Origin of the sequence: Candidatus Sysuiplasma acidicola (assembly GCA_019721035.1) — an archaeon.
GTDB lineage: Archaea > Thermoplasmatota > Thermoplasmata > Sysuiplasmatales > Sysuiplasmataceae > Sysuiplasma > Sysuiplasma acidicola.
On sequence record JAHEAA010000013.1, the window covers coordinates 36,153 to 62,062 of the forward strand.

The 25,910-nt window shown below is 50.1% G+C and carries 31 protein-coding genes; 23 read left to right on the plus strand and 8 right to left on the minus strand.

Annotated elements, in window-relative coordinates:
* Positions 1 to 23 precede the first annotated feature (23 nt).
* Positions 24 to 1,346 carry an extracellular solute-binding protein gene (locus KIS30_06980; protein ID MBX8646481.1) on the minus strand — a complete coding sequence of 441 codons (1,323 nt, stop codon included), beginning with the start codon at positions 1,344 to 1,346 and terminating at the stop codon, positions 24 to 26.
* Positions 1,347 to 1,806: 460 nt separating this feature from the next.
* Here KIS30_06980 and ftsZ point away from each other — a divergent pair, with 460 nt between their 5' ends.
* From ftsZ to KIS30_07040, 12 genes are all read left to right on the plus strand, one after another.
* Positions 1,807 to 2,895 (plus strand): cell division protein FtsZ, encoded by a 1,089-nt coding sequence (gene ftsZ, locus KIS30_06985; protein MBX8646482.1) that lies wholly within the window; start codon positions 1,807 to 1,809, stop codon positions 2,893 to 2,895.
* Between the two features lie 22 nt (positions 2,896 to 2,917).
* A complete protein-coding gene (locus tag KIS30_06990) occupies positions 2,918 to 3,208 on the plus strand; it encodes a hypothetical protein (GenBank protein ID MBX8646483.1) in 291 nt (96 codons plus the stop codon).
* 123 nt (positions 3,209 to 3,331) lie between these two features.
* Entirely contained in the window at positions 3,332 to 4,048 is a 717-nt protein-coding gene (gene psmA, locus KIS30_06995) for an archaeal proteasome endopeptidase complex subunit alpha (protein MBX8646484.1), read from the plus strand.
* A gap of 33 nt (positions 4,049 to 4,081) precedes the next feature.
* Entirely contained in the window at positions 4,082 to 4,777 is a 696-nt protein-coding gene (locus KIS30_07000) for a ribosome assembly factor SBDS (GenBank protein MBX8646485.1), read from the plus strand.
* Between the two features lie 49 nt (positions 4,778 to 4,826).
* A complete protein-coding gene (locus KIS30_07005; protein ID MBX8646486.1) occupies positions 4,827 to 5,513 on the plus strand; it encodes an exosome complex protein Rrp4 in 687 nt (228 codons plus the stop codon).
* A gap of 30 nt (positions 5,514 to 5,543) precedes the next feature.
* Positions 5,544 to 6,302: an exosome complex exonuclease Rrp41 gene (locus tag KIS30_07010; protein ID MBX8646487.1), complete on the plus strand. Its 759-nt coding sequence runs from the start codon at positions 5,544 to 5,546 to the stop codon at positions 6,300 to 6,302.
* 2 nt (positions 6,303 to 6,304) lie between these two features.
* Positions 6,305 to 7,078 carry an exosome complex protein Rrp42 gene (locus tag KIS30_07015; protein ID MBX8646488.1) on the plus strand — a complete coding sequence of 258 codons (774 nt, stop codon included), beginning with the start codon at positions 6,305 to 6,307 and terminating at the stop codon, positions 7,076 to 7,078.
* A 9-nt stretch (positions 7,079 to 7,087) separates the two neighbouring features.
* Positions 7,088 to 7,366, plus strand: coding sequence for a 50S ribosomal protein L37ae (locus tag KIS30_07020; GenBank protein ID MBX8646489.1), 279 nt, complete (start codon positions 7,088 to 7,090; stop codon positions 7,364 to 7,366).
* On the plus strand, positions 7,366 to 7,500 hold the full coding sequence (locus KIS30_07025; GenBank protein ID MBX8646490.1) for a DNA-directed RNA polymerase subunit P: 135 nt from the start codon (positions 7,366 to 7,368) through the stop codon (positions 7,498 to 7,500). The genes KIS30_07020 and KIS30_07025 overlap by 1 nt, the downstream gene beginning before the upstream one ends.
* Entirely contained in the window at positions 7,497 to 7,748 is a 252-nt protein-coding gene (locus KIS30_07030) for a hypothetical protein (GenBank protein ID MBX8646491.1), read from the plus strand. Before KIS30_07025 ends, KIS30_07030 begins: the two co-directional genes overlap by 4 nt.
* Positions 7,749 to 7,866: 118 nt before the next feature.
* Positions 7,867 to 8,229: a prefoldin subunit beta gene (locus KIS30_07035; GenBank protein ID MBX8646492.1), complete on the plus strand. Its 363-nt coding sequence runs from the start codon at positions 7,867 to 7,869 to the stop codon at positions 8,227 to 8,229.
* A 28-nt stretch (positions 8,230 to 8,257) separates the two neighbouring features.
* Positions 8,258 to 9,238 (plus strand): DHH family phosphoesterase, encoded by a 981-nt coding sequence (locus tag KIS30_07040; GenBank protein ID MBX8646493.1) that lies wholly within the window; start codon positions 8,258 to 8,260, stop codon positions 9,236 to 9,238.
* A 15-nt stretch (positions 9,239 to 9,253) separates the two neighbouring features.
* Here the strand turns inward: KIS30_07040 and KIS30_07045 are convergent, their stop codons facing one another.
* From KIS30_07045 to KIS30_07060, 4 genes are all read right to left on the minus strand, one after another.
* Complete coding sequence (locus KIS30_07045; GenBank protein ID MBX8646494.1) at positions 9,254 to 10,621, minus strand: NAD(P)(+) transhydrogenase (Re/Si-specific) subunit beta; 1,368 nt, start codon at positions 10,619 to 10,621, stop codon at positions 9,254 to 9,256.
* 2 nt (positions 10,622 to 10,623) lie between these two features.
* On the minus strand, positions 10,624 to 10,926 hold the full coding sequence (locus KIS30_07050; GenBank protein MBX8646495.1) for an NAD(P) transhydrogenase subunit alpha: 303 nt from the start codon (positions 10,924 to 10,926) through the stop codon (positions 10,624 to 10,626).
* On the minus strand, positions 10,923 to 12,062 hold the full coding sequence (locus KIS30_07055; GenBank protein ID MBX8646496.1) for a Re/Si-specific NAD(P)(+) transhydrogenase subunit alpha: 1,140 nt from the start codon (positions 12,060 to 12,062) through the stop codon (positions 10,923 to 10,925). The genes KIS30_07050 and KIS30_07055 overlap by 4 nt, the downstream gene beginning before the upstream one ends.
* 501 nt (positions 12,063 to 12,563) lie before the next feature.
* On the minus strand, positions 12,564 to 13,610 hold the full coding sequence (locus tag KIS30_07060; GenBank protein MBX8646497.1) for a tyrosine--tRNA ligase: 1,047 nt from the start codon (positions 13,608 to 13,610) through the stop codon (positions 12,564 to 12,566).
* Between the two features lie 156 nt (positions 13,611 to 13,766).
* On the opposite strand from KIS30_07060, the gene KIS30_07065 reads away from it, so the two are divergent.
* The 4 genes from KIS30_07065 (at position 13,767) to KIS30_07080 (ending at position 17,169) form a co-directional block, all read left to right on the plus strand.
* Positions 13,767 to 14,876 (plus strand): archaeosine biosynthesis radical SAM protein RaSEA, encoded by a 1,110-nt coding sequence (locus tag KIS30_07065; protein MBX8646498.1) that lies wholly within the window; start codon positions 13,767 to 13,769, stop codon positions 14,874 to 14,876.
* On the plus strand, positions 14,857 to 15,171 hold the full coding sequence (locus KIS30_07070) for a DUF5611 family protein (protein MBX8646499.1): 315 nt from the start codon (positions 14,857 to 14,859) through the stop codon (positions 15,169 to 15,171). Before KIS30_07065 ends, KIS30_07070 begins: the two co-directional genes overlap by 20 nt.
* A 59-nt stretch (positions 15,172 to 15,230) precedes the next feature.
* Positions 15,231 to 16,505: a phosphopyruvate hydratase gene (gene eno / locus KIS30_07075; protein ID MBX8646500.1), complete on the plus strand. Its 1,275-nt coding sequence runs from the start codon at positions 15,231 to 15,233 to the stop codon at positions 16,503 to 16,505.
* 139 nt (positions 16,506 to 16,644) lie between these two features.
* Positions 16,645 to 17,169, plus strand: coding sequence for a DUF835 domain-containing protein (locus KIS30_07080; protein MBX8646501.1), 525 nt, complete (start codon positions 16,645 to 16,647; stop codon positions 17,167 to 17,169).
* 32 nt (positions 17,170 to 17,201) lie between these two features.
* Here the strand turns inward: KIS30_07080 and KIS30_07085 are convergent, their stop codons facing one another.
* The 3 genes from KIS30_07085 to KIS30_07095 form a co-directional block, all read right to left on the minus strand.
* Positions 17,202 to 18,476 carry a class I tRNA ligase family protein gene (locus KIS30_07085; protein MBX8646502.1) on the minus strand — a complete coding sequence of 425 codons (1,275 nt, stop codon included), beginning with the start codon at positions 18,474 to 18,476 and terminating at the stop codon, positions 17,202 to 17,204.
* A gap of 113 nt (positions 18,477 to 18,589) precedes the next feature.
* Positions 18,590 to 19,405, minus strand: coding sequence for a GNAT family N-acetyltransferase (locus KIS30_07090; protein ID MBX8646503.1), 816 nt, complete (start codon positions 19,403 to 19,405; stop codon positions 18,590 to 18,592).
* A 67-nt stretch (positions 19,406 to 19,472) separates the two neighbouring features.
* A complete protein-coding gene (locus KIS30_07095) occupies positions 19,473 to 19,646 on the minus strand; it encodes a hypothetical protein (GenBank protein MBX8646504.1) in 174 nt (57 codons plus the stop codon).
* Positions 19,647 to 20,072: 426 nt separating this feature from the next.
* Here KIS30_07095 and KIS30_07100 point away from each other — a divergent pair, with 426 nt between their 5' ends.
* From KIS30_07100 to KIS30_07130, 7 genes are all read left to right on the plus strand, one after another.
* Positions 20,073 to 20,423: a hypothetical protein gene (locus tag KIS30_07100; protein ID MBX8646505.1), complete on the plus strand. Its 351-nt coding sequence runs from the start codon at positions 20,073 to 20,075 to the stop codon at positions 20,421 to 20,423.
* 106 nt (positions 20,424 to 20,529) lie between these two features.
* Positions 20,530 to 20,877 carry a TrbC/VirB2 family protein gene (locus KIS30_07105; protein ID MBX8646506.1) on the plus strand — a complete coding sequence of 116 codons (348 nt, stop codon included), beginning with the start codon at positions 20,530 to 20,532 and terminating at the stop codon, positions 20,875 to 20,877.
* Between the two features lie 111 nt (positions 20,878 to 20,988).
* Positions 20,989 to 22,131, plus strand: a complete 1,143-nt coding sequence (locus tag KIS30_07110) for a hypothetical protein (GenBank protein ID MBX8646507.1) — start codon at positions 20,989 to 20,991, stop codon at positions 22,129 to 22,131.
* Positions 22,124 to 22,774, plus strand: a complete 651-nt coding sequence (locus tag KIS30_07115; protein MBX8646508.1) for a hypothetical protein — start codon at positions 22,124 to 22,126, stop codon at positions 22,772 to 22,774. Before KIS30_07110 ends, KIS30_07115 begins: the two co-directional genes overlap by 8 nt.
* A gap of 7 nt (positions 22,775 to 22,781) precedes the next feature.
* Complete coding sequence (locus KIS30_07120) at positions 22,782 to 24,512, plus strand: DUF87 domain-containing protein (GenBank protein ID MBX8646509.1); 1,731 nt, start codon at positions 22,782 to 22,784, stop codon at positions 24,510 to 24,512.
* Positions 24,512 to 25,228: a hypothetical protein gene (locus tag KIS30_07125; GenBank protein MBX8646510.1), complete on the plus strand. Its 717-nt coding sequence runs from the start codon at positions 24,512 to 24,514 to the stop codon at positions 25,226 to 25,228. The genes KIS30_07120 and KIS30_07125 overlap by 1 nt, the downstream gene beginning before the upstream one ends.
* A gap of 122 nt (positions 25,229 to 25,350) precedes the next feature.
* Positions 25,351 to 25,734 (plus strand): hypothetical protein, encoded by a 384-nt coding sequence (locus KIS30_07130; GenBank protein ID MBX8646511.1) that lies wholly within the window; start codon positions 25,351 to 25,353, stop codon positions 25,732 to 25,734.
* Positions 25,735 to 25,910: the final 176 nt, after the last annotated feature.

Genomic DNA, 25,910 nt, shown 5'->3' on the forward strand with positions numbered 1-25,910 from the left:
CATCCCGTCCCCGTCAACTGGCGTCAAAGTGACGAAGAACCGGCCAAGCTCGAATTTGTTTCGGCAAGTATCTGCTGGTACGCCTGCGTTGGATTTAGCTTTCCTGCGAACAGTGAAACGATTATCGTGTGGGCTCCCGACTCGGCAGCGCTGAAGTTGGTCGTGTTGTAGTTCCACCCATAGGCATACGGGAATTCAGTGCTGCCGGCGTAGGCAAGGATCGGCTGTTCCGCCGCGTAGGTCGAACTCTGCAGAATCGCAGTTCTTGAAGGAAGAGCCAGGCCCAAGCTCACCCACTGCTGCTCTCCGGCAGGTCCGGTGAAGTATTCCACAAACTGCTCAGCCGCCCACTTTTTTGTTCCGGTGAGATGACTGTTGACTGCGAGTCCAACACTGAACATCATGGTGCCGTTCTGAACACCGGATGGCGTGTGGTAGTAACCCAGATCCTGCGGATTGGACTTGAAGAAAGAACCATTTCCGGTTGCAACTGGAACGGTCCATCCGCCGCTCATGACCATTCCCACTTTGCCGGTCGCGAAATCTCCACCGTTCCAGCCTGCGGAAAGATTGCTATTAAGGCCCGCAAGGCCTTTCGCATACAATCCGTACCAGAAATTGATAGCAGACAGGAGTCCTGCACTCTTGCTTGAAGCACCGGTGCCCGCCTGGTTTATCCATTGGCCTCCCGCCTGATGCATGAACGCCAATATCCTTGCAAACTGCGGACCAATGACCATCGGATAGTAGCCACTGCCTCCACCAGGAAGCGATGATATATTTTTCTTGAGAGCTGTGAGCGTGCTTACCATTGTTGTCCAGTTCCATGCGGTAAGATTTGAGGGATAAGGCACGTGCTCTTGGTTGAATATTGCCTTATTGTAATAGATGAAAAGAGGATTCCAGTCCTTCGGGGCAGCATACAGTCCGCCTTTGTAATGGAATGTGTTGACTATGTTTGGAACAAATCCCTGGAGATCATACGAAGTGTTTGCGGAGAGGACCGGCGTGAGATTCAGCAGGTAGCCTGCCTTAGCGTAGGCAGGCAGGACATTGTTTTCCATATAGAACACAGAAGGCGCTGTGTTTGTTGAAAACTTCGTTGAAAGCGATGCGTAATAATTGGAGGTGATTGGCTCAAAGACCACAGAGATATTACTGTGCTGTGAATTGAAAGTAGATACCATCTTTTGATCGAATGTATACTCCGCTCCGCTTGAAACCCAGCCTGAAAACACAATCGATGTCTTTGTCGGTGTCTTCTTCGTGAGCACAAAGCCCGCGGTGATACCAGCCACTACAATAACTACCGCCACAATTACCACAGCTAAGGTTAACTTGTTCATTTTTCCCCTCATGCAGATTCAATATACTAATGTTAGTTAGTATAGTCAGCAATTGAATTTTTACTATATAAATTTTGAGAATCTGTTTTTCGAATGCAACAATCCAACGACGTATGGAACAGTCGGGGTCACGTTGTTGGATTCGCAGACTGACTAAGGGGAGTGGCAATAATCACAATACACTCGAGCGAGGTTGCTTTCGTCTGGACGATTCGTGTTCCGGGGAGTGAGTGAATAAATGATGAAAAAAGGAGTCCTATCATGATCCAGTGAGGAAATGCAACGATGAACCAACAGAATACGCAACGCAATGAATGCGACTGCTTGCGACTCCTTTGAAAACATGCGATAAATCGCATTTTGTGCGTGAAAGCGCATGACGATTGTCAGACAATCGCCTTATGTTTTAAATACATCCGAAGCATTACTCATAAACTACCTTTCTCGGGATGGGATTTGAATGGAATCGATAGTCGAGGATGCCTTAAGGGTCAATCAGGACAGGACAGATGGAACGTTTTCAGACGCTACTGACGAAGAGCTGATGCGCTTAGTTGAATCACTGAAAGTGAGGATAAGCATATTCGGCTGCGGCGGGGGTGGATCAAATACAATAAGGAGGCTGCATCAGTCGGGAATATTCGGTGCTTCTCTAGTGGCTGCCAACACAGACGCGAGACATCTGCTGCTACTTAATGCACCTCATAAAGTTCTGCTCGGCAGAAGACTGACAAGGGGACTGGGAGCTGGTGCCATACCAGAAGTGGGAAACCAGGCCGCAGAAGAGGCAAGGGAAGACATCAGGAAGTATGTTGAACACGACGACATCGTTTTCATCACAGCAGGGATGGGCGGAGGAACCGGAACTGGATCTATACCCGTCGTCGCGCAGATAGCAAAGGAGAACAGGGCATTGGTCATGGCCGTAGTCACGCTTCCTTTCAAGGCGGAAGGGGCAATGAGGATGCAGAATGCACTGCGCGGACTCGAGCGACTGCGAAACTTCGCTGACACAACGGTTGTCATTCCAAATGACAAACTTCTGGAGATTGTGCCGCGGTTGCCACTGGATGCAGCATTCAGGGTCGCGGATGAAGTGCTTTCACAGTGCATCAAAGGCATTACTGAAATAGTCACAAAGCCCGGTCTCGTCAACATAGACTTTGCCGACATAAAAACAATCATGGGCTCCGGAGGTGTTGCCATGATAGGCATCGGGGAGTCCTCGGGTCCGAAAGATGAACGGGTCGAGGATGCGCTCAGACAGGCACTGTCGTCCCCGCTTCTTGGGGACGTCGACATACGGGAAGCGAGAGGTGCACTGATACGAGTGGTCGGTGGCGAGGATATGACACTGAAAGAGGCGGAAAGAGTTGCAGAAGCAGCCTCGTCTGCCATGGGATCCAAGGCGAGGATCATCTGGGGCTGCAGTGTCGAACCGGAATCATCTGGCAAAATCAAGGTGCTTGTCGTGATAACAGGCGTCAGATCGCCTTTCATGCTATCTCAGGGAAACGTGCAAGAGAAAGGCGTCGACTTTGTTAAATAGGCGGTAAGAGACTGCGTTTCAGTTGACTGTCAGAGACAAGAGCGGCCGGAAGAGGTACGTCGCAGTGAAGCTGGAACCTCTTCCAAGGAACAGAGGCGAAGCATCGAGAGTGATAGAATTTTGCATGGACAGGACGATCTATGCGAGTGCCCAGGTCAAACTGATCTATGTAGAGAACGATGTAGCGGTGATCAGATGCAGCCACGACAGACTTGGAACCGTTGTCAGAGCACTCAACTGCAACCATGGACCGTATTCGTTGAGGACGCTCTGTGCCTCCGGAACACTCAAGGGACTCAAATCCAAGCTCTGAGCGCCCTTAGTTCGACGAACAAGGCGGTGGTCTTTTCCCGAACTCGGCAGGGAAGAAGAGTTTTTATGCCTAAATACATTAAGCAGCTCCGGAACACATGTCATATTCGGAGTTGGTTAAATAATGCAGCCGGGACAGATGGCTTACGATAGGGCAATCACGGTCTTTTCACCGGATGGCCGGTTATTTCAGGTGGAGTATGCAAGAGAGGCAGTAAGACGCGGCACGACAACCGTCGGGGTGAAGTTCAAGGACGGTGTTGCCCTCATAGTCGACAAACGCATAGCGAGCAAACTCATGGAACCTTCGTCCATGGAAAAGATTTACCTGATAGATGACCACATAGGCTGTGCGACATCGGGTCTGGTAGCAGATGCCAGAGTGCTTGTTGATAACGCACGTGTGATGTCTCAGGTGAACAAGATAACGTATGGTGACAGGATCGGCATCGAGGCACTCGTCAAAAGGATATGCGACTACAAACAGCAATATACACAGTACGGCGGAGTGAGACCGTTTGGGACATCTCTGCTTGTTGCCGGCGTCGACGATAGTGGTGCCCATCTTTTCGAGACTGATCCGAGCGGGGGCCTCGCCTCGTACAAGGCGAGTTCTATCGGAGCTGGCAGGAATGTTGTGATGGATTTCTTCGAGGAAAACTACAAGGACGAACTGTCGGTAGAAGAAGCGCTGGTGCTCGCACTCAAAGGCCTGAAAAAGGCAACCGAAGAGGATCTTAATCCGAAGGCGATAGAGATAGGTCTGGTGACAGTCGGGAAGGATTTCCGTAAACTCGAACCTGCAGAGGTTGAAAAATACGTTAAGATGGTGGGCGCCTGATAAGGCTACCTGCGGCTCAGTCGGTGCGCGTCTATGGTAGATCTAGATGATGCCATCGTGGGCAGATATGAATATAAAGGCGAGACATTCGAAATACTGATTGATCCAAAGATTGTCAAATACCTCAAAGAAGGAAAGGAGGTAGACGTTGCCAAACACATGGCAGTTGAAGAGATCTTCAAGGACGCCAAGAAGGGTTCCAAACAATCCGAAGAGAAGTTGAAGGAATTCTTCGGTACTGATGATGTGGGAACGATTTCCCGCATCATACTTGAAAAGGGACAGGTGCAGCTCACCACAGAACAGCGCCACATCATGGCTGAGACCAAGAGAAAGCAGGTAGCCGCAACGATTGCCAGAAATGCCATTAATCCTCAGACACATACACCACATCCACTGGCAAGAATCGAAGCTGCGATGGAGGAGGCACGGGTCAGAATAGATCCATTCAGGTCAGCAGACTCACAGGTCCAGGAAGTGCTCGACGCCTTGCGACCGCTCATTCCGATAAGGTTTGAAAATTCCAGGATTGCCGTGAAGCTCAGTGGTGATGATTATGGCCGATGTTACGAAGATCTGGTGTCGCTGGGCAGGATAACAAAGGAAGAGTGGCTGAACGATGGCCACTGGGTTTGCGTCCTCGAAATTCCAGCCGGCATGCAAACCGACCTCTTCGAGAAGATGGGGCAGAAGACGAAAGGAAGGGCGGAAACCAAAATATTAAAATAGGGTACCCGATTAGAACATGTTTTAATAAAAAACGGAGAATGAGATTTTTATGCCCCAGTCCACTGCCGGTGTCAGAGAAATCGTAGTGCCGGGTGAATCGGTAAACTGCGAAAACAAGAAACCCGGCTTCGGCATATACAAAAAGGGAGGTCAGTATTATGCCTCAAGACTCGGACTCAGAACGGCAAAAACGAGTTTCGTCGACGTGATTCCACTTGCTGGAAAGTATGTACCGCTTTCAGGAGACGAGATAATCGGCACCGTTTCTGGCATAAACACATCTAGCTGGCTACTTGACATTTCCTCACCGTATCCCGCTCTGCTCCACGCTTCGGAGTCCCCATGGAAGGTTGAGTTCAACGCCACTGCAAAGTATCTTGATATCGGGGACAGCGTGACTGCTGCCATACTGTCCGTCGACGACTCCAAGCACGTGCAGGTGACCATGCGGGAGCAGAGCTTGAGGAAGCTGAGTGGCGGACACATCGTCGAAGTGCCTTTCGGGAAGGTTCCACGCGTGATCGGAAAGAAAGGATCTATGCTTGAAATGCTCAAATCGGAAACGGGATGCAAGATCGTCGTGGGCCGTAACGGCAAAATTTGGGTTGACGGCCCAATCGAAAAGGTACTACTTGTGGCCAAAGCGATAGATTTGATCGACAGGGAGGCCCAGACGTATGGCCTCACAGACAAGGTAAGGGAGTTCCTGAGGAATGGCGGTTCAGAAAGAGTGTAATTTTGTCACAGTAATGGTGAAGTTATGAGTATGGATTTGCCCGAAGGGCTTAAACTGATAGACGAAGAAGGAAAGAGGATCGATGGAAGGAAAGCGGACGAGCTGAGACCCATAAAGATCGAAGCCGGAGTGCTGAAAAGAGCCGACGGTTCAGCTTACGTGGAGATGGGAAAGAACAAGATACTGGCCGCCGTCTACGGGCCGAGGGAGTGTCATCCCAGACATCTTCAGGATCCGACGAAGGCGATCGTCCAGTGCAACTACAACATGCTCGCGTTTTCAGTGGATGACCGAAAGAGGCCTGGACCAGACAGAAGATCCGTCGAAATTTCCAAGATACTCGCAGAAGCATTGGAGCATGTCGTTTTTCTGGAGCAGTTCCCGAGAACTTCGATTGACGTCTACATAGTAGTACTCCAGGCGAATGCAGGCACGCGATGCGCCGGACTTACCGCGGCATCAGTGGCGCTTGCTGACGCAGGCATTCCGATGAGAGACCTTGTTCCCGCCTGCGCTGCAGGAAAAGTTGCTGGCACAGTAGTCCTGGATTTGAACAAAGAGGAGGACAACTTCGGTGAAGCCGATCTCCCGCTGGCTTATCTTCCCAGGACGGGTGAAATATTGCTTCTGCAGATGGATGGTCACATGACACAGGAGGAATTTGACAGAGCCGTCGACCTTGCAAAAGGGGGCTGTGCACATATTTACGGCCTTCAGCAGGAAGCGCTCAAGAGGAAGTACGGAGTTGCGGCTTCTGAGGACGAACCCAGCACAGAGGAGGCGAACTGATCATGGCATCCAGGAGTCCGCTTTCAGACGTGAAGAGAGGGCACATTTCTAACGTGCTTTCGAGGGGAATTAGAACCGATGGCCGCAGATTCGACGAATTCAGATCGATTACAATTGAAAACAGTGTTGTTGAGAGCGCCGAGGGATCCGCAAGGTTGCGAATTGGCAATACAGATGTCGCTGTCGGTATAAAGATGGATGTTGGAGAACCATTCGCTGACACTCCGAACAAGGGCGTTCTGACTACAAACGTTGAACTAATCCCCATGGCTTCGGAGAATTTTGAGACTGGCCCCCCTTCACCCTCGGCTATAGAACTCTCACGTGTTGTGGACAGGGGTATCCGGGAGAGCCAGATGATTGATATGGAAGCACTGTGCATCAAGCCAGGTGAGGAAGTCTGGGTACTCTACATTGACGTTTATCCGCTTGACTACGACGGCAACCTGTTCGATGCGGCATCCATAGGCGCAGTTTCCGCTCTGAAACACACGATGGTGCCTGCAAAACGCCATGGGAAGGGAGAAGACTTTCCTCTGAAGCTTTCCTCTTTACCTGTGTCCTGCACCACAGTCAAGATTGGAGACAAACTGCTTTTAGACCCAACCCTAGAAGAAGACGAAGTGTCATCCGCAAGGCTTACTGTCGCAACGGATGAGAACGGAGACATCAGGGCCATGCAGAAAGGTGGTTCTGGACATTTCACTTATGAGGAAGTAAAAAAGGCCATAGCCATGTCTGTGGATGCAGGAAAGGCTGTCAGGGAAAAAATGTGAGGTGCTAACTTGTCTAATTCGGCAAAAAAATCAGGATCGGTCGCTAGATTTGGCCCAAGGTATGGCGTGCGTATCAGGGCCAGGATACTCGAAGTGGAACGTGAAGCTGCAAAGGGATCTGCATGCCCGAGATGCGGCATGGTCTCTGTCAAGAGACAGTCCACGGCAATATATCAGTGCCGGCATTGCAATTACAAGTATGCAGCAAGAGCCTATGTTGGACAGTTCAGGGACATAATAATGCCGCAGAAGGAAACCGAAGGCGAATCAGAGGAAGTGGAGAAATAATGTACAAATGCATAAAATGCGGTGAGCCGATAAGATCAGGTGTAAACACCGTAGGTCTTCAGTGCGACAAGTGCGGTTCGAAAATATTTGTGAAAGACAGGCCGAGCGTGAAGAAGCAGCTCATTGCGAAATGAAGGAAGTTAAGCACACGCTCTCATTCTGTCTTCCTAGAGAGCAGGGCGCATTTCTGAAGCGTGCACTTGGTCCCGAAACAGAAGATCTGCGAAAATGCAGAGTAAGATGGGAAGACAGAGAGGGCCAGACGTGCCTAGTCATAGAGGCTGAAGACCTGCACACACTCAGGGCATCGCTCAACTCATACATGCGTTGGGCAAATGTTGCACTCGGTGTATTGAAGATGTTACCGAACAGCAGCGCCTGATTTGCCCGCATTCATACGCAAAGCCGGGATTTGACTGATTCTGATGCTCAGGCAATTATTTAGAGGAGCTGCATCTTCTCCAATCGTTGAAAAACATGAAAAACTCCGAGGTGGCACTATGAACGACATAAGCCCGAAATTGCAGAATCAGATAAATCAGTATCAGCAGCTGCAGCAGCAGATCCAGGTGCTTTCGAGCCAGAGATACCAGCTTGAGGCACAGCTTAAGGAAGTGACAAAGGCGGAGGAGGAGCTGAAGAACCTTCAGGCCGATGCCACCATCTACAAGAACATAGGTTCCATCATGGTCAGAGCGAAAGACAGGGAGAGCGTTGCAAAGGAACTTTCCGAGCAGAAAGAGACGCTGGATATCAGGGTCAAATCAATTGAAAGGCAGGAAAAGCACCTGCGTGAGAGATACCAGTCACTTCAGGAAGAGTTGAGCAGGGAGCTCGGACCGAAGAAGGATGAAGGAAATTAAATCCGGATCAGCCCACAGCGCCTCTTCGATGGCCCGACTGCTTGCGGATGGCACACCTTCAGTCATCGCGCTGCACCCTGGTGCAGACGTTGACTGTCTCGCATCTGCCTACGCCCTGTCCTCGTCGTTCCATATAGATTACCTGTGGGCACCGTACGGGCTCGACAGGATTGCATCAGCCGAGGCTGAACTGCATGGCATACGTACGAACGAAGGACTCCTGCCGTCGTCCGCCCGCAGGGTCATATTTGTGGACACCAGCGAGTCGAGGATTTCGGAGTATCCTGGCATAGAAAACATGGAAATTGTGATAATCGATCATCATCAGATGTCGGGAAACTCTGCGGCACACGCCTTCCTCATAAACCAGGAGTCTCCGTCCTGTTCTGAAATCATTATTGAAGTACTGGAAGCGGCGGGCTTCGCACCTGCGAAGGAGGCCGCGGAACTGCTCGTGCTCGGCATGGTGTTCGACACCGGACGCTTCAGGAGGGGCGGGGCATCAACCCTCAGAAAATGTGCCGCAATGCTCGAAATAGCCCAAACCCGGCTTGATGATTTGGTGTCACGCACTGAGAGTGCGAGGGAACGTTCAGAGCAGACAGCAATATTGAAGGGCCTGCAGAGAATGGTTTTCAGAACTGCAGGAGGCTACACGGTGTGTTGCAGCCACACCTCATCATACGAGTCGAGCGTCGCTTCCGCGCTTCTTGGGGCCGGCTGTGATGTGGCGTTTGTGGGTTCGTCATCCGACGGCGCTGTGAGGGTAACAGGACGTACAGGACCACGGATGGCCGGAGCATCGATAAACCTTGTCGCACTTTTCAGGCAAATAGCCGCAGGGTTCGGCGGGACGTGCGGAGGACATGCAGGAGCAGCAGTGCTCAACACCGAAGGCGAACTGGAGGCCATCCTGAATTCGTGCGCTGCCGAATGTCTTGAACAGATCGGCATGCCCGCAAACTGCGAGTCAGCAGACACCCATAGGCGCAGGGTCAGGCGGCAGTGAGCTTTCTCTGTCGATTCACAGTTTCTTGAGCGACTGGACGAGTCTGCCTACTGTCTCCTGCGCATCTCCGTACAGCAGCTTGGCGTTATCTGCATAGAAGAGTTCATTCTCAATGCCCGAGAAACCCTTTCCCTGCCCCCTCTTCAGTATAATCACGTTCTTTGCCTTGTCGACATCGAGTATAGGCATACCGAACAGCGGGCTGCCCTGTCTCCTTGCAGCTGGATTGACAACGTCGTTTGCACCAATCACGAGCACGACATCGGTATTGGGAAATTCCTGATTAATCTCATCCCTGTCGAACAGACGGTCATACGGGACGCCGGCCTCTGCGAGAAGGACATTCATGTGACCAGGCATTCTTCCGGCGACAGGGTGTATGGCAAACTTGACTGTAACTCCCCTTGATTCCAGCTGGTCCGTGAGTTCCTTGACCTTCTGCTGTGCCTGCGCGACTGCCATACCATATCCCGGTGCAATAATCACGCTGTTCGCGTATGCTAGCATCACAGCGACATCGTCGGCCTCAATGGGCTTGAGTGAGCCCGCTATGTTCACACCCTCTTCCTCCTTTGCGCCGAACGCTCCGAAGAGTATGTTTGAAACAGATCTGTTCATCGCCTTCGCCATAATCAGCGTGAGCATTGAGCCTGCCGCGCCTACGAGTGTGCCGGCGATGACCATCGCGAAATTCTCTAGCGCGAAACCGTCTAGGGCGACTGCAAGACCAGTGAGAGCGTTAAAGAGCGATATCACCACGGGCATGTCTGCTCCGCCGATCGGCAGGGTCATAAGGAAACCGTATCCGATTGCGAGAATGAAGAACGGCAGAAGCGGCTGAAATGCGCCGTGAACAACTGCAGGATCAATGACGAGAGCCCCCATTACGAAGGCTACAATCAGCACGAGTATGTTTGTCGGCTGCTGCAATGGATAGGTTATCGGCCTCTGTTTGATCCATCCCTGAAGTTTCAGGAATGCCACAACACTGCCTGCGATAGATATGCCTCCAATCAATGCGCCGGCCACGGAAAGAGCTGCGAAGGCAGGGTTTGTGGTGATTCTGAGCAGTTCCACTGCCGCTATGGCGCCAGCGGAACCTCCACCCATGCCGTTGTAAATGGCGACCATCTGCGGCATATCGGTCATTGCAACCTTCTTGGCTGCAAACCAGCCAAGACCGCCGCCGATCAGCATAGCTATTACCATCAGCGGAAGATTGCGCATTCCCGGCATGAAAAATGTGACAAGTATCGCGACAAGCATTGCGCCGCCTGCCCAGACGATGCCGCTTCTTGCGGTGAGTGGATGGCTCATTCTGTGCAGACCGACGATGAAGAAAAAGACGGCGATGATGTAAACCGGATCGAATATATCGAACATATTCATGCACCCTTCTTCTTTGATTTGTTCTTCTCGAACATCTGCAGTATGCGTTCTGTTACAACATATCCGCCTGTGACGTTGAGCGCACCCATGACGACTGCGATGAATCCTATTGCCTGCTCAACAGGCGTAGTCGCATATCCGAGCGCAATCATTGCGCCGACGAGCACAACGCCATGGATAAAATTGGAACCTGACATCAGCGGCGTGTGCAGTATGACAGGAACGCGTGATATTACTTCATAACCGGCGAGAGAGGCCACCACAACTATATAGAGAGCAATCCAGAATTCCGATATCACTTCTTTCCCTCCACCATTTCTCTTGAAGAACTGTTCCTGATTTCTCCCTTGTGAACCAGAAGGCTGGCCGCGAGTATCTCATCGCTGAAATCCTCCACCAGTTTTCCGTCCTTATCAACAAGCAGGCCAAGGAATGCCTGAAGATTTTTCGAATACATCTGACTGGCATGATACGGAATCTGCCCGGGGAGATTTGAGGGACCTATGATTGAGACACCGTTTTCAACCACGGTCTCGTCCGGCTTCGTCAGTTCACAATTTCCTCCAGACTCTGCCGCTAGATCGATGATGACGGAACCGGGTCTCATGCTGAGCACCATCTCCTTCGTAACGAGCCTGGGAGCTTTTCTTCCGGGCACATTAGCCGTCGTTATAACTGCATCTGCCTGAGCAACGGCTTCTTTAACCATCGCCTCTTCCTGCTTCTTCTCCTCGGCCGTCAGCTCCCTGGCATAACCGCCGGAGCCTTCTGCATTAATCTGAAGTTCGAGAAATTTTGCACCAAGGCTGCGGACCTGTTCGCCGGCCGCACGCCTCACATCATATGCCTCAACCATTGCTCCGAGCCGCTTGGCCGTTGCAATAGCCATGAGCCCTGCGACACCGGCACCCAGAACAAGCACCTTTGCGGGCCGTATAGTTCCGGCAGCGGTAGTGAGCATGGGGAAAAACTTGGGTGTGCTGCCAGCTGAAATCAGAGCAGCCTTGTAACCACCGACCGTTGCCTGGGATGAGAGGGCATCCATGCCCTGGGCACGCGTTATCCTCGGCACGAGTTCGAGGGAGAATGCGGTGATTCCCCTGTCTCTCATCGCCTTTATGCCTTCAACATTCTTGAAGGGGGCCATGAAACCCACTATTACTGCCCCCGGAGACATCATGGCAACGTCCGCTGCTGCTGGAGGCTGCACGACGGTCACAATACTGGCTGCAGAAAGCAGATCTTTCCTTTTCTTGACAATCGTCGCTCCCGCCTTAACGTAATCCGCATCTTCGTAATAAGCAAGGGAGCCCGCTCCGGATTCCACCGTAATCGAAAAACCAGATTTGGAAAGTCTGGCAGCGACGTCGGGAACAATTGAAACTCTCCTCTCACCCGGCGTCATCTCCTTCGGAACAGCAAGCATTACAGTCATCTGTCTTACACCAGCCTAACGTCAAGTCACGAAAGTCTTGCTGTTTATATATCTTCGTGACCCTGTCAACTTTTGCTTGAAAAAGTTGACTTAAAGGCTTCCGTCAGCATCTTTGATAGAGTAGAGGTCTGACGTTACCGAGAACTCTACTCTATGGAATATCAACGAAAATTTGACAAGGTCTCTTCGTCAAAGGCCCTGTCACATTTTCATTGAAGTGCGTTGAAATATTCCGCCCCTCCAGATATTGGAGGATATGCCGGAGTGCATGGTGAACGTGTGTTTCGTGCGCCGTTTATCGTAGTGGTCATCTGCGATGCTGCATCAGTATCTCCAAGCCGTCTTTGCCCATTGTTCGCAGCATTTTTACGGAAACACGGCGAAAATATTGCAGAAACATGTATGTCCTGTCAGCATGTGCATCTGACACAGGTTCGTCGAACATGTTGAAACATTTCCTCAGAATTGGCAGATTCACGTGTGAAACTACGAAATCGCGTGTCACCTTGTAATTTCAGAAATGTTCACCAGTTTCAGCAGCGAGGGATTGTCTGAGTAATGGGCGTGCAGCGGTTCCAGAACTTTCCAGAGCGCTTGAGCCGTGGAGGATTTCATATCCTTCGGGTGCAGCCTGCCGGAAACGTAATCTTCTTTGAGATGAGTGTAACTGTCGTAGTCGACGTCTCCGCCATACTTGCTCTCTCTTTTAACTTCGAGTTTTCCAACGTAAGGAAAGATGATGTATCTGCATATGTCGAGCACAGGATTGGCCACATCTTCGCGCGGGCAGAAAGCACCTGCAATTTTCCTTGCAACGTCTTCGCGACTATCGTGTATGAATATCGCGCTGTCCGGATCGCTCTTGGACATCTTGGAAACCGAATCCATCCTGGAGGCACCTTTGAGACTGGAGAGAATCGGTGTGTGAAGAGCAATCGGTTTCTTCAGACCACGCGCCTCAGCCACTTCCCTCGCTAGCATATGAGCACGGCGCTGATCCATGCCGGCATAAGCCAGGTCAACGCGAAGCCTGAAGATGTCCGTCACCTGCATCAACGGATAAATTAGTTTGGAAGAATCCATCTCGGCCTCATCCTCGCTCCTACCCATGATGGTCATGGCCCTTTTCAATCTGGACAAGGTGAGCGATTTTGCATTGCGTATGAGATCTGCCCAGTACTCATTATCACCGATGAGTTCTGATGCATAGACAAAGGAAAGACCCCCTCTGTTGTCAGCTCCGAACGAGAAGGCATCCTGCATGTATTTTCCGCAATCCCTTATTCTTTCCAGTTTACCGCCGAGTTTGTCATTGATGTATGCGTGCCAGTCCGCAAGCAGAATCGTGACTTCGAAGCCTGCATCGAGCAGGAGGTTTATCATCCTTGAAGTAATGAAGAAACTTCCAACATGAAGATATCCAGAAGGTTCAAAACCAATATATGCCCTTGGCCGCTCTTTGCTTTCAAGCAGTTCCTTGAGCTCCGCCTCTGCAACAATCTCTTGGGCATAATCCAGTATGTTGGTTATGCTCTCTTCCCTGCTCATCTGCTGCCGCTATCGTTTGACTGTGTAAATAATTTTGCAGGCATTCAACTGAAAAATTCTTTGTTGTCTTGACGCCATGAGTGTTGCGCATGCAGGCCAGAGTCCCACAGGTTCATGGGCAAATTTTATTACTGCAGCCTTGTTAGTCGTTGATGTATGGCATCATTGCAGCAGGCTGGATATGGCACTGCACTTTCGCAGCCCTTGCTGCGCCGCTTGAGAGAAGCTGGAACGCGCGAACGTTCCAGAGCAAAGAGAGATCTCGATCCTTACAGCTATGTTTCATGCTGGACAGAGGAGGAGTCCATAAACGGCGAGGACTGTAAGGCACTCGTTGTGATATTAGCCACCCGAGGATGCTCGTGGGCGATAAGATCGGGCTGCAGCATGTGCGGCTATACTAATGAGTCCGCCTCCACAGCCACTGAAGAGAGCATCTGGCAACAGTACTTGAGTGCCCTCAAGAACCTCAGTGACCAAAAAGTGCTGAAGATATACACGTCCGGCAGCTTCCTGGATACATTTGAAATTTCGACGGCTTTGAGGAAAAGGATACTGGAAGACGCCTCCTCCAGGGTTGAACGTATCGTCATTGAAACCAGACATGAATACATCACATCGACGACGCTCGGCCACATTGCAGACTTCAGTGACAGAATCATGCTGGCTGTAGGACTCGAAAGTGCAAACGACATGGTCCTCAACTATTCGGTCAACAAACCATCCAATTTTTCTCATTTCGTGAGGACCTCGGGACTCGCGAACTCGATGGGTTTCAAGATCAAGAGTTATCTGATGCTCAAACCACCCTTTGTCTCCGAGGCAGATGCCATAGATGATGCCGTGAGGACGATACAACTGGTTTCGCCTTATTCACACACTGTTTCCGTCAACCCCACGAACATACAGAAAGATACTGTAGTAGAACTTCTCTGGAAGAGGGGGGCATACAGACCTCCATGGCTCTGGAGCGTCGTCGAAGTGCTGCGCCGATCGGCAGACGCCGGAATCCGTGTTATGAGCAAACCAACAGGTGCAGGCACTGTAAGAGGATCTCACAATTGCGGGAGATGCGACAAACGCGTGCTTGATGCAATCGCCGATTTTTCAAGACATCAGGACGCATCCGCGCTTGGGAAACTCGATTGCCGATGCAGAAACGTGTGGCATGAAGAACTGAAACTCTCGAATCTGGGATCGTTCTACACAGAACAGGACTACAGGCTAGATGCCGGTCAGAGCGGTGATGAATGTGCAGGAATATGAAATAAAGAGAAAACTCAAGTCTGGAACAACACTGAAGACAATAGCCGAGGCAATGCAGAAAGAATTCGGAAGATCCGAGGAGAAGGATGGACACGTACTGACATCATTTGGAGCGTTGAAGAGGCTCGAGTGCTGGCTTGGTGAGAAGGGACGCCTTTGTCTGGAAACTGAAAGCAATACCGATGTAAGCAATGATATAGCATCAGACACAATTGCAAGATATAACAGATTCCTGGAAAATACGACGGGCTACACTTCAAAGGAAAGAAGGAAGAAAGCGATGAAGAGCAAGTGATGCAAATTACCTGTGTGAGTTGATGGTGATAAAAAGATGATCGAATGGAAGGTATCGCAATGGTGAAACTGAGCTCAGTAAGGGCGTATCAGATACTCGACTCGAGAGGAAACCCCACTGTTCAGGCGACCGTTTCCGCAGGCAAGGAGGAGTTTATTGCCCAGGTTCCCTCAGGTGCCAGCACAGGAAAACACGAAGCGCTGGAACTCAGGGACGGCGACAAAGAATTCGGCGGAAAAGGTGTGCTGAAGGCAGTGTCAAACGTCAACGATGCCATAGCGGGGACAATTTATGGAAAAGAATTTTCCGGCCTCAGGGAGATTGACAGTGCAATGATCGTGCTCGACGGGACGCCGAACAAATCGTCACTGGGTGCAAATGCCATACTCGGCGTTTCCATGGCTACTGCAAGACTCATCTCATCGATGAACAGTTCAGAGCTTTTCGAATACCTTTCCTCGTTCTCCGGCCGAAAGCCCATAATGCCCGTGCCCTTTTTGAATATCATCAACGGCGGTGTTCACGCGGGAGGAGAACTTGCAGTGCAGGAATTCTTCGTGGTGCCATCTGGTTTTGCCAGATTCTCCGACGCACTGAGATGCGCATCTGAAATATACCAGCAGCTGAAGACACATCTGAAGAAAAAGTTCGGTCCGTTCGCCGTGAACATCGGAGATGAAGGAGGCTTTGTGCCTCCCGTTTCAAAAACTGCTGACGCACTTGATGCGATCATGGCCGCCGTGACTGAGGCGGGATATTCGCCCGGCAGGGAGGTCCATCTCGCAATAGATGCCGCAGCCTCCGAATTCTACAGAAAAGGAAAATATCAAATAGATGGCATGGAGCTCGCTCCGTCCGAACTTTCAGATCATTATCTTTCACTGGCATCCGGATATCCGCTTATTTCTATCGAGGATCCATTCGATGAGGATGCTTTTGACGATTTTGCCAGCTTCCAGGCAGCGGCTGGCAACAAACTTCAGATCGTTGGAGATGACCTGTATGTAACCAACGCAGCCAGGATCAGGATGGGCATCGAGAAAAAGTGCACCAATGCAGTTCTGATTAAACTGAATCAGATAGGGACCGTATCGGAGACGGTCGACAGCACGCTGCTGGCCATGGGCGCAGGCATGAATACTGTCGTCAGCCACAGATCCGGGGAGACCGCCGACGATTTCATTGCAGACCTCGCGGTTGGACTTGGTACTGGCCAGATTAAGACAGGGGCACCCGCCAGGGGAGAGCGCATTATAAAATACAACAGATTGCTGGAAATTGAGAGAAAATACCCGGAAATCGGCTTTGCCGGGCATTCCGTGTTCCGGCACTGATGCTCCGCCATCGGAGAGAACCAACGCAGCTACACCTCAACATATTATCAACATCAATAATCGCATTGAACCTTGTTTATATAATCCAGCAGTTAGCCAGTACTGCACTCTAAGACAGAATACCAACAAGGTGATCGGGATGGATAGCGTTGCAGTGAGCGACGAGCAGAGCGAAATGGAGCAGCTGGCTTCCAAGCCTGGCGACATTTACGTCCTCAGATTCAGACACACAGAAGAGGCAATCGGTTTCATCGAATCTTCCATCCCCTGCGACATGCCGTTTATTTCTATAAGCAGGACGTATCCGGAGAAAATACGATCCCTATCGACATTCATCAATTCACAGTACTACTGGCTGACAAACATGGTTGGGGAAGGAAAGATGGCTCCTGCTTCACTCGGTCGCCTAGTTTCAATGGTGAAACATGCTGCCGACTCGGGAAGGAAATTTACGCTATTTCTTGACGGCATCGAATACCTGATTGCTGAAAATGATTTCAATCTCGTTCTCAGATGCGTAAACCAGATTGGCGACATAATACTGAGCTGCGGTTGCAGCATGTTCATAAATGTGGACCCGAATGCACTCACCACAAAGGAGCTTGCGATGCTAGAAAGGACGTGCGGAGCCAAGACAACAGACCATTTGGACAGAGCGGTATGATGGTGCTGGCTCTCGCTTCTGCATCGAGTAGTTCAATGCTGGGGGTTCGCTGCTGCCTCGAAACCGAACAGACCAAAGGCAGCACACATGAGCCTGAAGTCTGCTCTGCCCTCCTTGCCTGAGAATGCACCCTTCCTGCGAGCCGCACTGGTGAGTATGCCCGCAGCGCGACCTGTATCCATATTGTTTTTCAGTGCATCCATGAAATCGTGCCACAGTGCAGTGGCGTCTGCCGCCTCCTCAGGCATCACGTCTCGTTCTCCAGACATCAGGTCTCCGGCCATACCGCACTTCCTGAGTCTGGATGCGGCATTTTCCCACTCACGGAGTGAGTCATAACTGAATTCGATGTTCTTCCTGAAATGGGATGAGAGCATGTAGAGTCTCAGTGCCTCGGGAGTGAATTCCGAGAGCAGCGTTCTTGTTGCAATGAAATTGCTGGCAGATTTAGACATCTTGTCCTGTTGAACCGTAACAAAGGCATTATGCACGTAGTGGGTAGCAAATTCCACACGACAATAGGCGTTGGAAAGAACCGAACCTACTTCATGATGCGGAAAGATCAGATCGTTTCCTCCGCCCTGGATATCCAGTTCGCATCCGAACACCTTGTGAACCATAGAAAAACACTCAAGATTCCATGAAGGGCGTCCGCCAGGGGCATACGGATTCAACGGGTCAAACTTGCCGAGCCAAATAGTGAAATCCTCCTTTTTCTCCTTCACAAAGGGGAATGTATCCGCCTCACTTCCGCATATGAGGTTGTCCAACCTGTTGTGTAAAAGAGCTCCGAATCCTCCTCCTTTTTCTGCCCTGAAATACACGTTTTCGCCAGCATTGTAAACAAGGCCTCGATCAAAGAAGCTGCATGTTATACGATGCATCAGATCCTGTTCATCTGAAGCCCAGACATAAGTGTCAGGCTGAATAACATTCAAGCTCCCCATGTCCTGGATGAACTCGTGTGCATACCTTTTGGATACCGAAGCCGGGCTTGTTCCCTCTTTCTTTGCTTTCCTGTCTATCTTCTCATCAACGTCAGAAAAATTCTGAAGATGCCGTACATTGTATCCATCTAGGAGCAGTGTTCTTTTGAGCGCGTCAAAGAAGATATAGCTCCGCGCATGGCCAATGTGGGGAGAATCATACACCGTTGGACCGCAGATGTACATATTGATATTTCGGGGATTCAATCCCCTGCCTTTAACATCATCTTCCTTCCGCGTCAGTGAATTATATATCCTTACGGTCAAACCGTTACTTCCCTGTCTTCGACTATCGTGACCGGATATTAAAGATTCGTCCATCCGCAGTCAAGAATGCAAACACCTGGCTACTGAGACCGGCAATATTGGAAACCGAAAGCCTGTTATAGACGGGTCAATCCATCACACTGGACTGATTTGGAAGAACGGATGATTCATCCCGATTCGAGAAAACCTGCCGACAGTATTTCTGGGCCAAGGTACGGCAGGCAGCTGGAAGATCCTAAATAGCCCCTGTGGATGCGCCTGACACGCTGGAATGAAGCACCAATGTGTTCTATTGCATCAATATTCTGTTCCGGGACATAGAGGTGGATAATGCCAACGCCATCAGTGGCGGCACTTATCATGGCCGCCACGTCTGACCTCCTGCACACAAAAGGGGCAACTTCACTCCCGTATTCGGTATCCACATAGGATGTGAAGAGATAACCGTCCACATTGCCGTCTTCGTCTCTGTGTGTGATAACATCCGAATGGTTCCTTTTGGACGAGCGTCTGAGAATATGCCCCCTAGAGCATGGAAAGTATCGCAAGTCAACCTGCTCAATAGCTGCGTCGTAGCCGTGCATAACCTCGGTGCTGTCACTGGCGTGCATTCCCCTAATCGCGACTTCCCATAAAACGGCATCAAAATTGAAGCCCATTCGCTCATACAACGACTTGCTTCGGTCATATGCATAAAGAAGGAATGAGTTAATGCCTGACGCGCTCAGTTTCTGCATGTGTGCCTCGACGAGCATTCTACCCAGACCCTTGTTCCTTGACGAATGATCTATAATCACATTGCCTATCCATGCAGACCTATCGTAGATGGCTGCCGTTGCCAGACCGACGGGAACACCATCCACCACAGCAATCAGGCCAGTTCCATGGTCCCCAGTTACATAAAGTTCAAGGTCATACGCAGTCAGATACCACTTTTCCTTCTCAGTCAGAGCAATCGCGAAATCAAAGTCATTGCTTTCCAAACGCCTGAAAATGATTCCGATAATGAAAACCTCCCTGAACGACACTACGAAATGCACACTGGTGAGGTTACAGACTGCCGGATCGCACAGGCTCCACGTCTTCTTCACTCGCGTAAATTTCGTCACATTTGTGCATCGCGAACGTGATGTACCTGATGTCTCCCCTTGAGTTCTTTATACTGCATGGGCCGAAACCGTCGTCCTCGGCCCCGTACCATTTCCTGCAATCCTTGCATCTCATAGTATCTTATTGACCCATCCTGCATATTTCACATCTCCATATTTGAAGTTGATGACACTGTCACTTTTTCATTGGTGTTCCACCAGTTTCGTGACTTCTGCCAGTCGCTGCCAGCATCGGTTACATCTGTTGCCCGCACTTGCATAAAGTGTTCTTCGGGGTGGCCTGTGCTGTGCAGTTGTGCTCTTGTACCATTTTTCTGAGACACTTCCTCAATCGCGCTCGCCGTTTAATAAGCTACAGGACTGAATCGATGCCGGCAGGCTACTCGTAACCAGTACAAAGTCATGTTTTTCAGTGGAAAATTGAGAGCATTATATCAATCGCTGTCAGATGCTGCCGATCAGGGGAGTATATAATACATATGTTGTTAACATGTTACATGTAACAATCGTCTTAATATGCTTGGTCGGAACTTTTCGCAGCATGGACCAGGAATCTGTTTCAAAGGGTGATCTTAAAAATGGGGACACGGGTGCCGAATCCGGCACGATCGAAAAATTCCGGCGGCTTGTCGATTTCGACGCATCAGCATGGAACGTTTTGATACGTCTAAAAGTTGAAATGGAAGACAGGCAAAACAAGATACGTGTGAGCATAAGCGATGTCGTCAATACAGTTTTGAAAGCATCGAAATCTGATAAATGCGATCCTCAGATTATCGAGAAAGTTAAAGCCGAATTGCTCAAACTCTGGGACAATCCATCCGAGAATTTGAATGAGTTCCAGCGCGGTTTCGAGGCAGGACTCATCTATGTGCTGCAGAATATGAGGTGATATCCTAAATGGTCTACTGAAACGCAAAATTTAATTATTATATATATTAAATATATTTCATAATATTTAAATAGTCAAATGTGACTCTGGTCACCTAGGTGACACAGTGTACAACACGAAACAAAAACACAAGACTGCCGTGTGGAGGAGAATACTGATTGTGTGCCTCATATTTGTACCGCTGATATCGCAAGCCGGAATCGCAGCCGCGGCCACATCGCCCCAACAGGAGCTTGTCGGAACGCTTACGAATGTGAGAAATCTTCTTATCGCGTTGGGAACAGTTGTTGCAGCCATTGGTTATGTTATCACTGCTTATATGTGGATGCTTAGCAACGGCAATCCCGAGCAACGATATAAGGCTAGAAAGTACTTCATGGATGTAACATTCGGCATATTCCTGCTGTTTGCCTCGACCTACCTTGTCCAACTTGCCCAATCACTGGTGGCATGAAGCATGACTATGACAGTAATGTCGACCGTGCTGGATTCCTTCGTTGGGATTTTCCTGGCATTTTACACAGGCAGAGTGATCGGACTCATCAGGCAGCGACTGGTAAGGTAGGTGGCCACACTGTCGATATCATCCATGTTCACTGCGCCGCTGACATCTATGTTGAGAAGCGCGCTGACGGCAGTCCTGAAAGCGATAGTGCCTGCACTCACCGTGAGTACTTCCCTGTTCAACGGTGGCGTATACGACACTTGGTGTGCGGTGCTTGTCGTCTCTTATGCAATATCGTCGCTGTTTCTTATCGCAATCGCCTACTCTTATCTCACCGGTCGGGCACTGGGGCACTTTCGAGGTACAACTGGTTCTCTTACAAATTTGTCGATAACACTCGTCCTGATGCCCTTCACGCTCTTCATCTGTCAGCTGCTGCTCGATGTAAACGACGCCATGACATCTTTTGTGATACCATATTCACACATATCCTCCTATTCATCCATGGTTACTCAAAGCTTGGGCGGATACAGTCTTTTTACGCTGCTCATTCTCTCGGTCGTTGTTGCGCTCCTGTACCTTATGCTAGTTGTGAGGGTGCTGCTGGTATTCTTCCTCGCGTCACTTATGCCCATACTTTGCCTCTGTTATTCGCTAGAATGGACAAGATCCTTCGCCGAAAAAATGATTTCACTTCTGATTGAGATGTCGTTCCTGCCTTTCTTTGTCTCCGTTGCCCTCAGAATAGGCATTTCAGCTTCATACTCGACGATACATTCTCTGCAAGTGGTACCGCTGATAATTGCTGGTACATACCTGCTGCCGCTCATGATACCGTTCATTATGTCGCCAGGAGGATCCAGAATCCTCCAGTATATGGGACTGCCGCCGGTTTCAGCTGTGATTACCGGAGCAATTGCGGTTGGCGTGGGCGCCGCCGCTAGCGTCACAGGCAGGATAGCACCGCCCTTCAAATCAGCCCTGAGCCGAAGCGGGCCAAATCGCTCAGCCGCAGGCGCCGGCAGCGCAGCAACAAAAGCCATTCCTAGAAAATCGATTACCACAGGAATCATGCATTCGTCTGGAATGGCGCAGATGTCTGCAGGAATTGATGCAAAGATATTGCCAGGGCAGAATAAAGCCCTGGAACTCAGAGTGCAAAAAGGATCGTCTTACGTGAAACGAGTACGCGCACGTGTCTCTGAAAATAAACGTGTCCGACCTCACAAAATTTATCCAGGGAAGGATGCTAAACATGATTGAAAATGAATTCACTCCGCCGGATCTGTCTTATGAGCCGGGCGTAATAGGACCATTCCTGCCAGCAGACATACTCATTTTCTCGTTGGCGTGCGCGATTGGTTTTTCCGCAGCCCAATTCAACGTCGGAATGCGATATGCTGTCATGCTGCCGTTCGCAATATCAGGCTTCGTCCTCATCACGATCAAGAGACTCCGCCCCGATGCCATGAGGACGTTCACAGACTTCCTTGCGTATGCAGTCGCCGATAGATTTCGGGTGAGATATTTAAACACGCACGGAACAGGGAGTAAGCAGCGTATCGCCTCCCCTTCATTCATACTTGAGGAGATAAATTTCATTTCTGCAGGCCAGAGGGAAAGGGAACGTTTTGCTTCTGCATTCCTCGGTGTGTGCTGCGTGCCGGGATGCCCTATAAACTTCATTTCCCTTCCCTCAGGAGCATATATCAGCAACCAGCCGGTAGAAGGTGAACAACCAGGGGAGTCGCGCAGCGGTGCGAACGACTGGACGGGCAGAAAATTTGTTGTGACTGTAACATCAGTTGAGCAGAGGTCGTACGTAACACTGCTTTCTGGGAAGTCGAAGCCAATGTACGTCAGGGAGAAAAACTCCATGATAATGGCGACAAGGACGTGGAGGTGATGTTGATATGATATTCCATACGAGAAGGTTTGGCGGACCGAGGTATATCGGGCCCTCATCTATAGTTGGTCCACGCTGGTTGAGGAGAGGAGGGACATACGTGGCATACATCGCAGTCAGGAGCGTTCCTTACAACTTGCCTGAGAATTTTGTTCAATCAATCATGCAGAGATTTGAATATTCTGGAGCATCGGTTTCTGTCTACAGGGTTTCGAGGACAGATGCACTTTCACGCCTGGACAGAGCTGCGACCAGATACGGAGCAGAGCTGGCCTACAGGCTCGAATCAGGAAAACAGACCGCGTCGCTTGCCGACCTTCATTCTAGAATTACAGAATTGAGAGATGCTGTAGCCGCAGATTGCGCATATCTCATCGATGCCGCAATTGTTTTCTCCGTTACAGGGATGAGCGTTGAGGAAACAGAGGTGAGAATTAAATCAATAGAATCAGAACTCAAAACCAACGGTATCGGTGTCCACTCTGGCCGATATATTCAGCGAAAACTGGCCAGAATGTTCGACACAGACGTGCCACCGGTTTTTCCCTTCATTGTGAGCCTCACGGAACGCTCTCTGCCCGCATTAATGCCATTCACACAGACACCGTTGATACAGCCTGGCGGCACTCTGCTTGGCACTGACACAGCCGACGGATCACCGGTGATCCTGAACAGATTCGCCGGGACAAACTTCAACACCATCATTATGGGAAAGAGCGGCAGCGGAAAGAGTTACTTTGCAAAACTTATGATACTCAGGGAAGCGGTGAAACACAGATCCAGTTACTACATTTTGGATCCGCTTGGTGAGTTCATGCAGACAGCACTTTTCCTCGGCGGCGTGCATCGTTCGATTGGAAGCGAAGGACTGGGCGCCGGGAGTGTTATAGTTTCACATTCCGCCGCCATAGTATCCAACGCCGTCGAGCTTGTATGCAGGGCAGTGCAGCTGAATGCTCAGGAGAGTGCAACAGTCAGGAATCTCTTCTATGGCCAAGCGACAATGAAGCCCGGAGATACCGTCGCGCAGACCTTTTCAGCTGTTTACGCAAGCCTGGTTCAGAGCGGTGCAACAGACATTTCCAGAAGGCTCAACAGGGCACTCTCCGGCGATCTATCTTTCATTCTCTCTGGCGAGGTACCGAAACCCAGCGTGGCACGTGTCACCGTCTATGATTACTCACTCATCGATTCCGGATTGAAATCGGCAGTCGCTCAATTCCTGCTGGAAACAGTATTTGAATTGTGCAAGTACGCAGACGGCACGAAGACCTTGGTAATAGACGAGGCATGGAGATTCAGCGATGATGAAAGACTGAGAGCTGCACTTTCGCGCACGATGCGTCATTCGAGACACTACAACCTAGCCATAATGCTTCTGACACAGAACATTTCGGATGTAACGAGCGGCGCGTTCACGAACGGCATATTGAACAATACGGATTCCTGCTTCATCTTCCGTCATGAGGACGGTGCAGCGACGTTGCCGGAAGATTATCAGATCGCGCCGGAGGAAAGGGATTTTGTGAACAGCTTCACGCCGCGCGAAGCCAGGAAGAGCAGGTGTATAATGGTCGCGGCAGGAAGAAAGGTGAAGTTGGAGATAGAATCCAGCATCGGCGAATTCAGCCTTTGCAATTCAGAAGCGCTGGGAGCATGCAGCGTCTTTCAATTCATTTGTTTGCTTGCAGGAGAGACTCTGGACAAAATCGATTGTATGCTTGCGGAGGCATTTTGATGGTAACGAGACACCACGCGGACGGCAGAACTGGAACAATTGAGAATTTTTTAGCAATAATGCGACTCTGGCTTGCCGAAGTGAGAGGGGAACTGGCAGAAGCAGTCTCCATACTCTCGAGTGATGGACTCTGTGGCAACTGGTGGGCAGACCAGGTGAGGAAGAATTTGGAATGCAACGATGGGCCATCAGCAGAAATCGCAGATATATACGGAGCAGACGAACCGGCCACGTTGCTGGAGATAGCGTTCTGGTCCGGTTGGCTAAAAGGAGAGAAGGATACAATGGAGCGCATAACTAGGGTGGCAAACGAAATACAGGAAAGTCCTAAGAGGGCAGCATCAGGATCCACACTCGCTTCATTTGGCCTAAAAATGTCTGGAAACGGAAGACAGAATGAGGAAGCAGCAGTTGCTACAATGGCGTCTGAAATAGTTGCGGAAATTGAAAAGAGGAATTACAGACCTGAAACTGAAATGATTTCGATATCTCTCTCTGCAGCCATCGACTCGGGACGCTTTGAGGAGAACACACTCGCGTTGGAAACGATCTCATATCTCGATGATTTTGTTGCCAACGGTTCAAGCGCATCGCTAACCATGCTGTCATTCAACTGTGGTCTGCTTGCCGGAAAGACCATTCAGGCAGCCAGAAACAGAGCAGGTTCCGGTTTCATCGTTGGTACGGGCGGCGAGGAGGGAGCGGGATGGCATTAAAAATGCAAATAACAGCGAGACCGACTGTCCTGCCATACTTATCGATCAGTGTCCTGTTGTCTATCATTGCGGGTATTCAATTTAATATCACTTCTCCTCTACTGCAGATGTTCTTCCATAGCATGCCTCAAGCAGCGTATTATCTGGAAGTGATGGTCATCTTCCTGCTTTGCGCAATCCCGATGATCCTGTGGCGATTCACATTCTTCGTTCTAGATGCGGAATCTCTGCAGCTTTGCAGTTTCACCTTGCCATTCATGAAGAAGAGAGTCAATTTGAACACAATACACCACATAAGGGTTGAGAGGAGTGGTCCCCTTTCTGGGATCACCGGATCCAGGAGAGTTGAATTCATCGACGGCAGAGGAAAGACTGTGTTCGAATGGAACTCGGTCCGAATGAACGATGAACTGTTGAAAAGACTAAGAAGGACGTCACTCTTGCTTCTTTCAGAACACAGAGTCAACTCCAGTATTGAGACGAAAAGACCTACGGAAGAATTTTAAGCGAAGAATTTGGTCCCGGAGGAGTGCTCAAATTGACCACAGAAGACCTCCATCGCAAGTTATATTCCTGTTCACCACCGGATTTAGCAGGAATGCACATCAGACAATCTTGATACAACCATACGCAAATTTACCGGTGCGATGGCTTAAATAATCCGCATAATTTACCTCACATC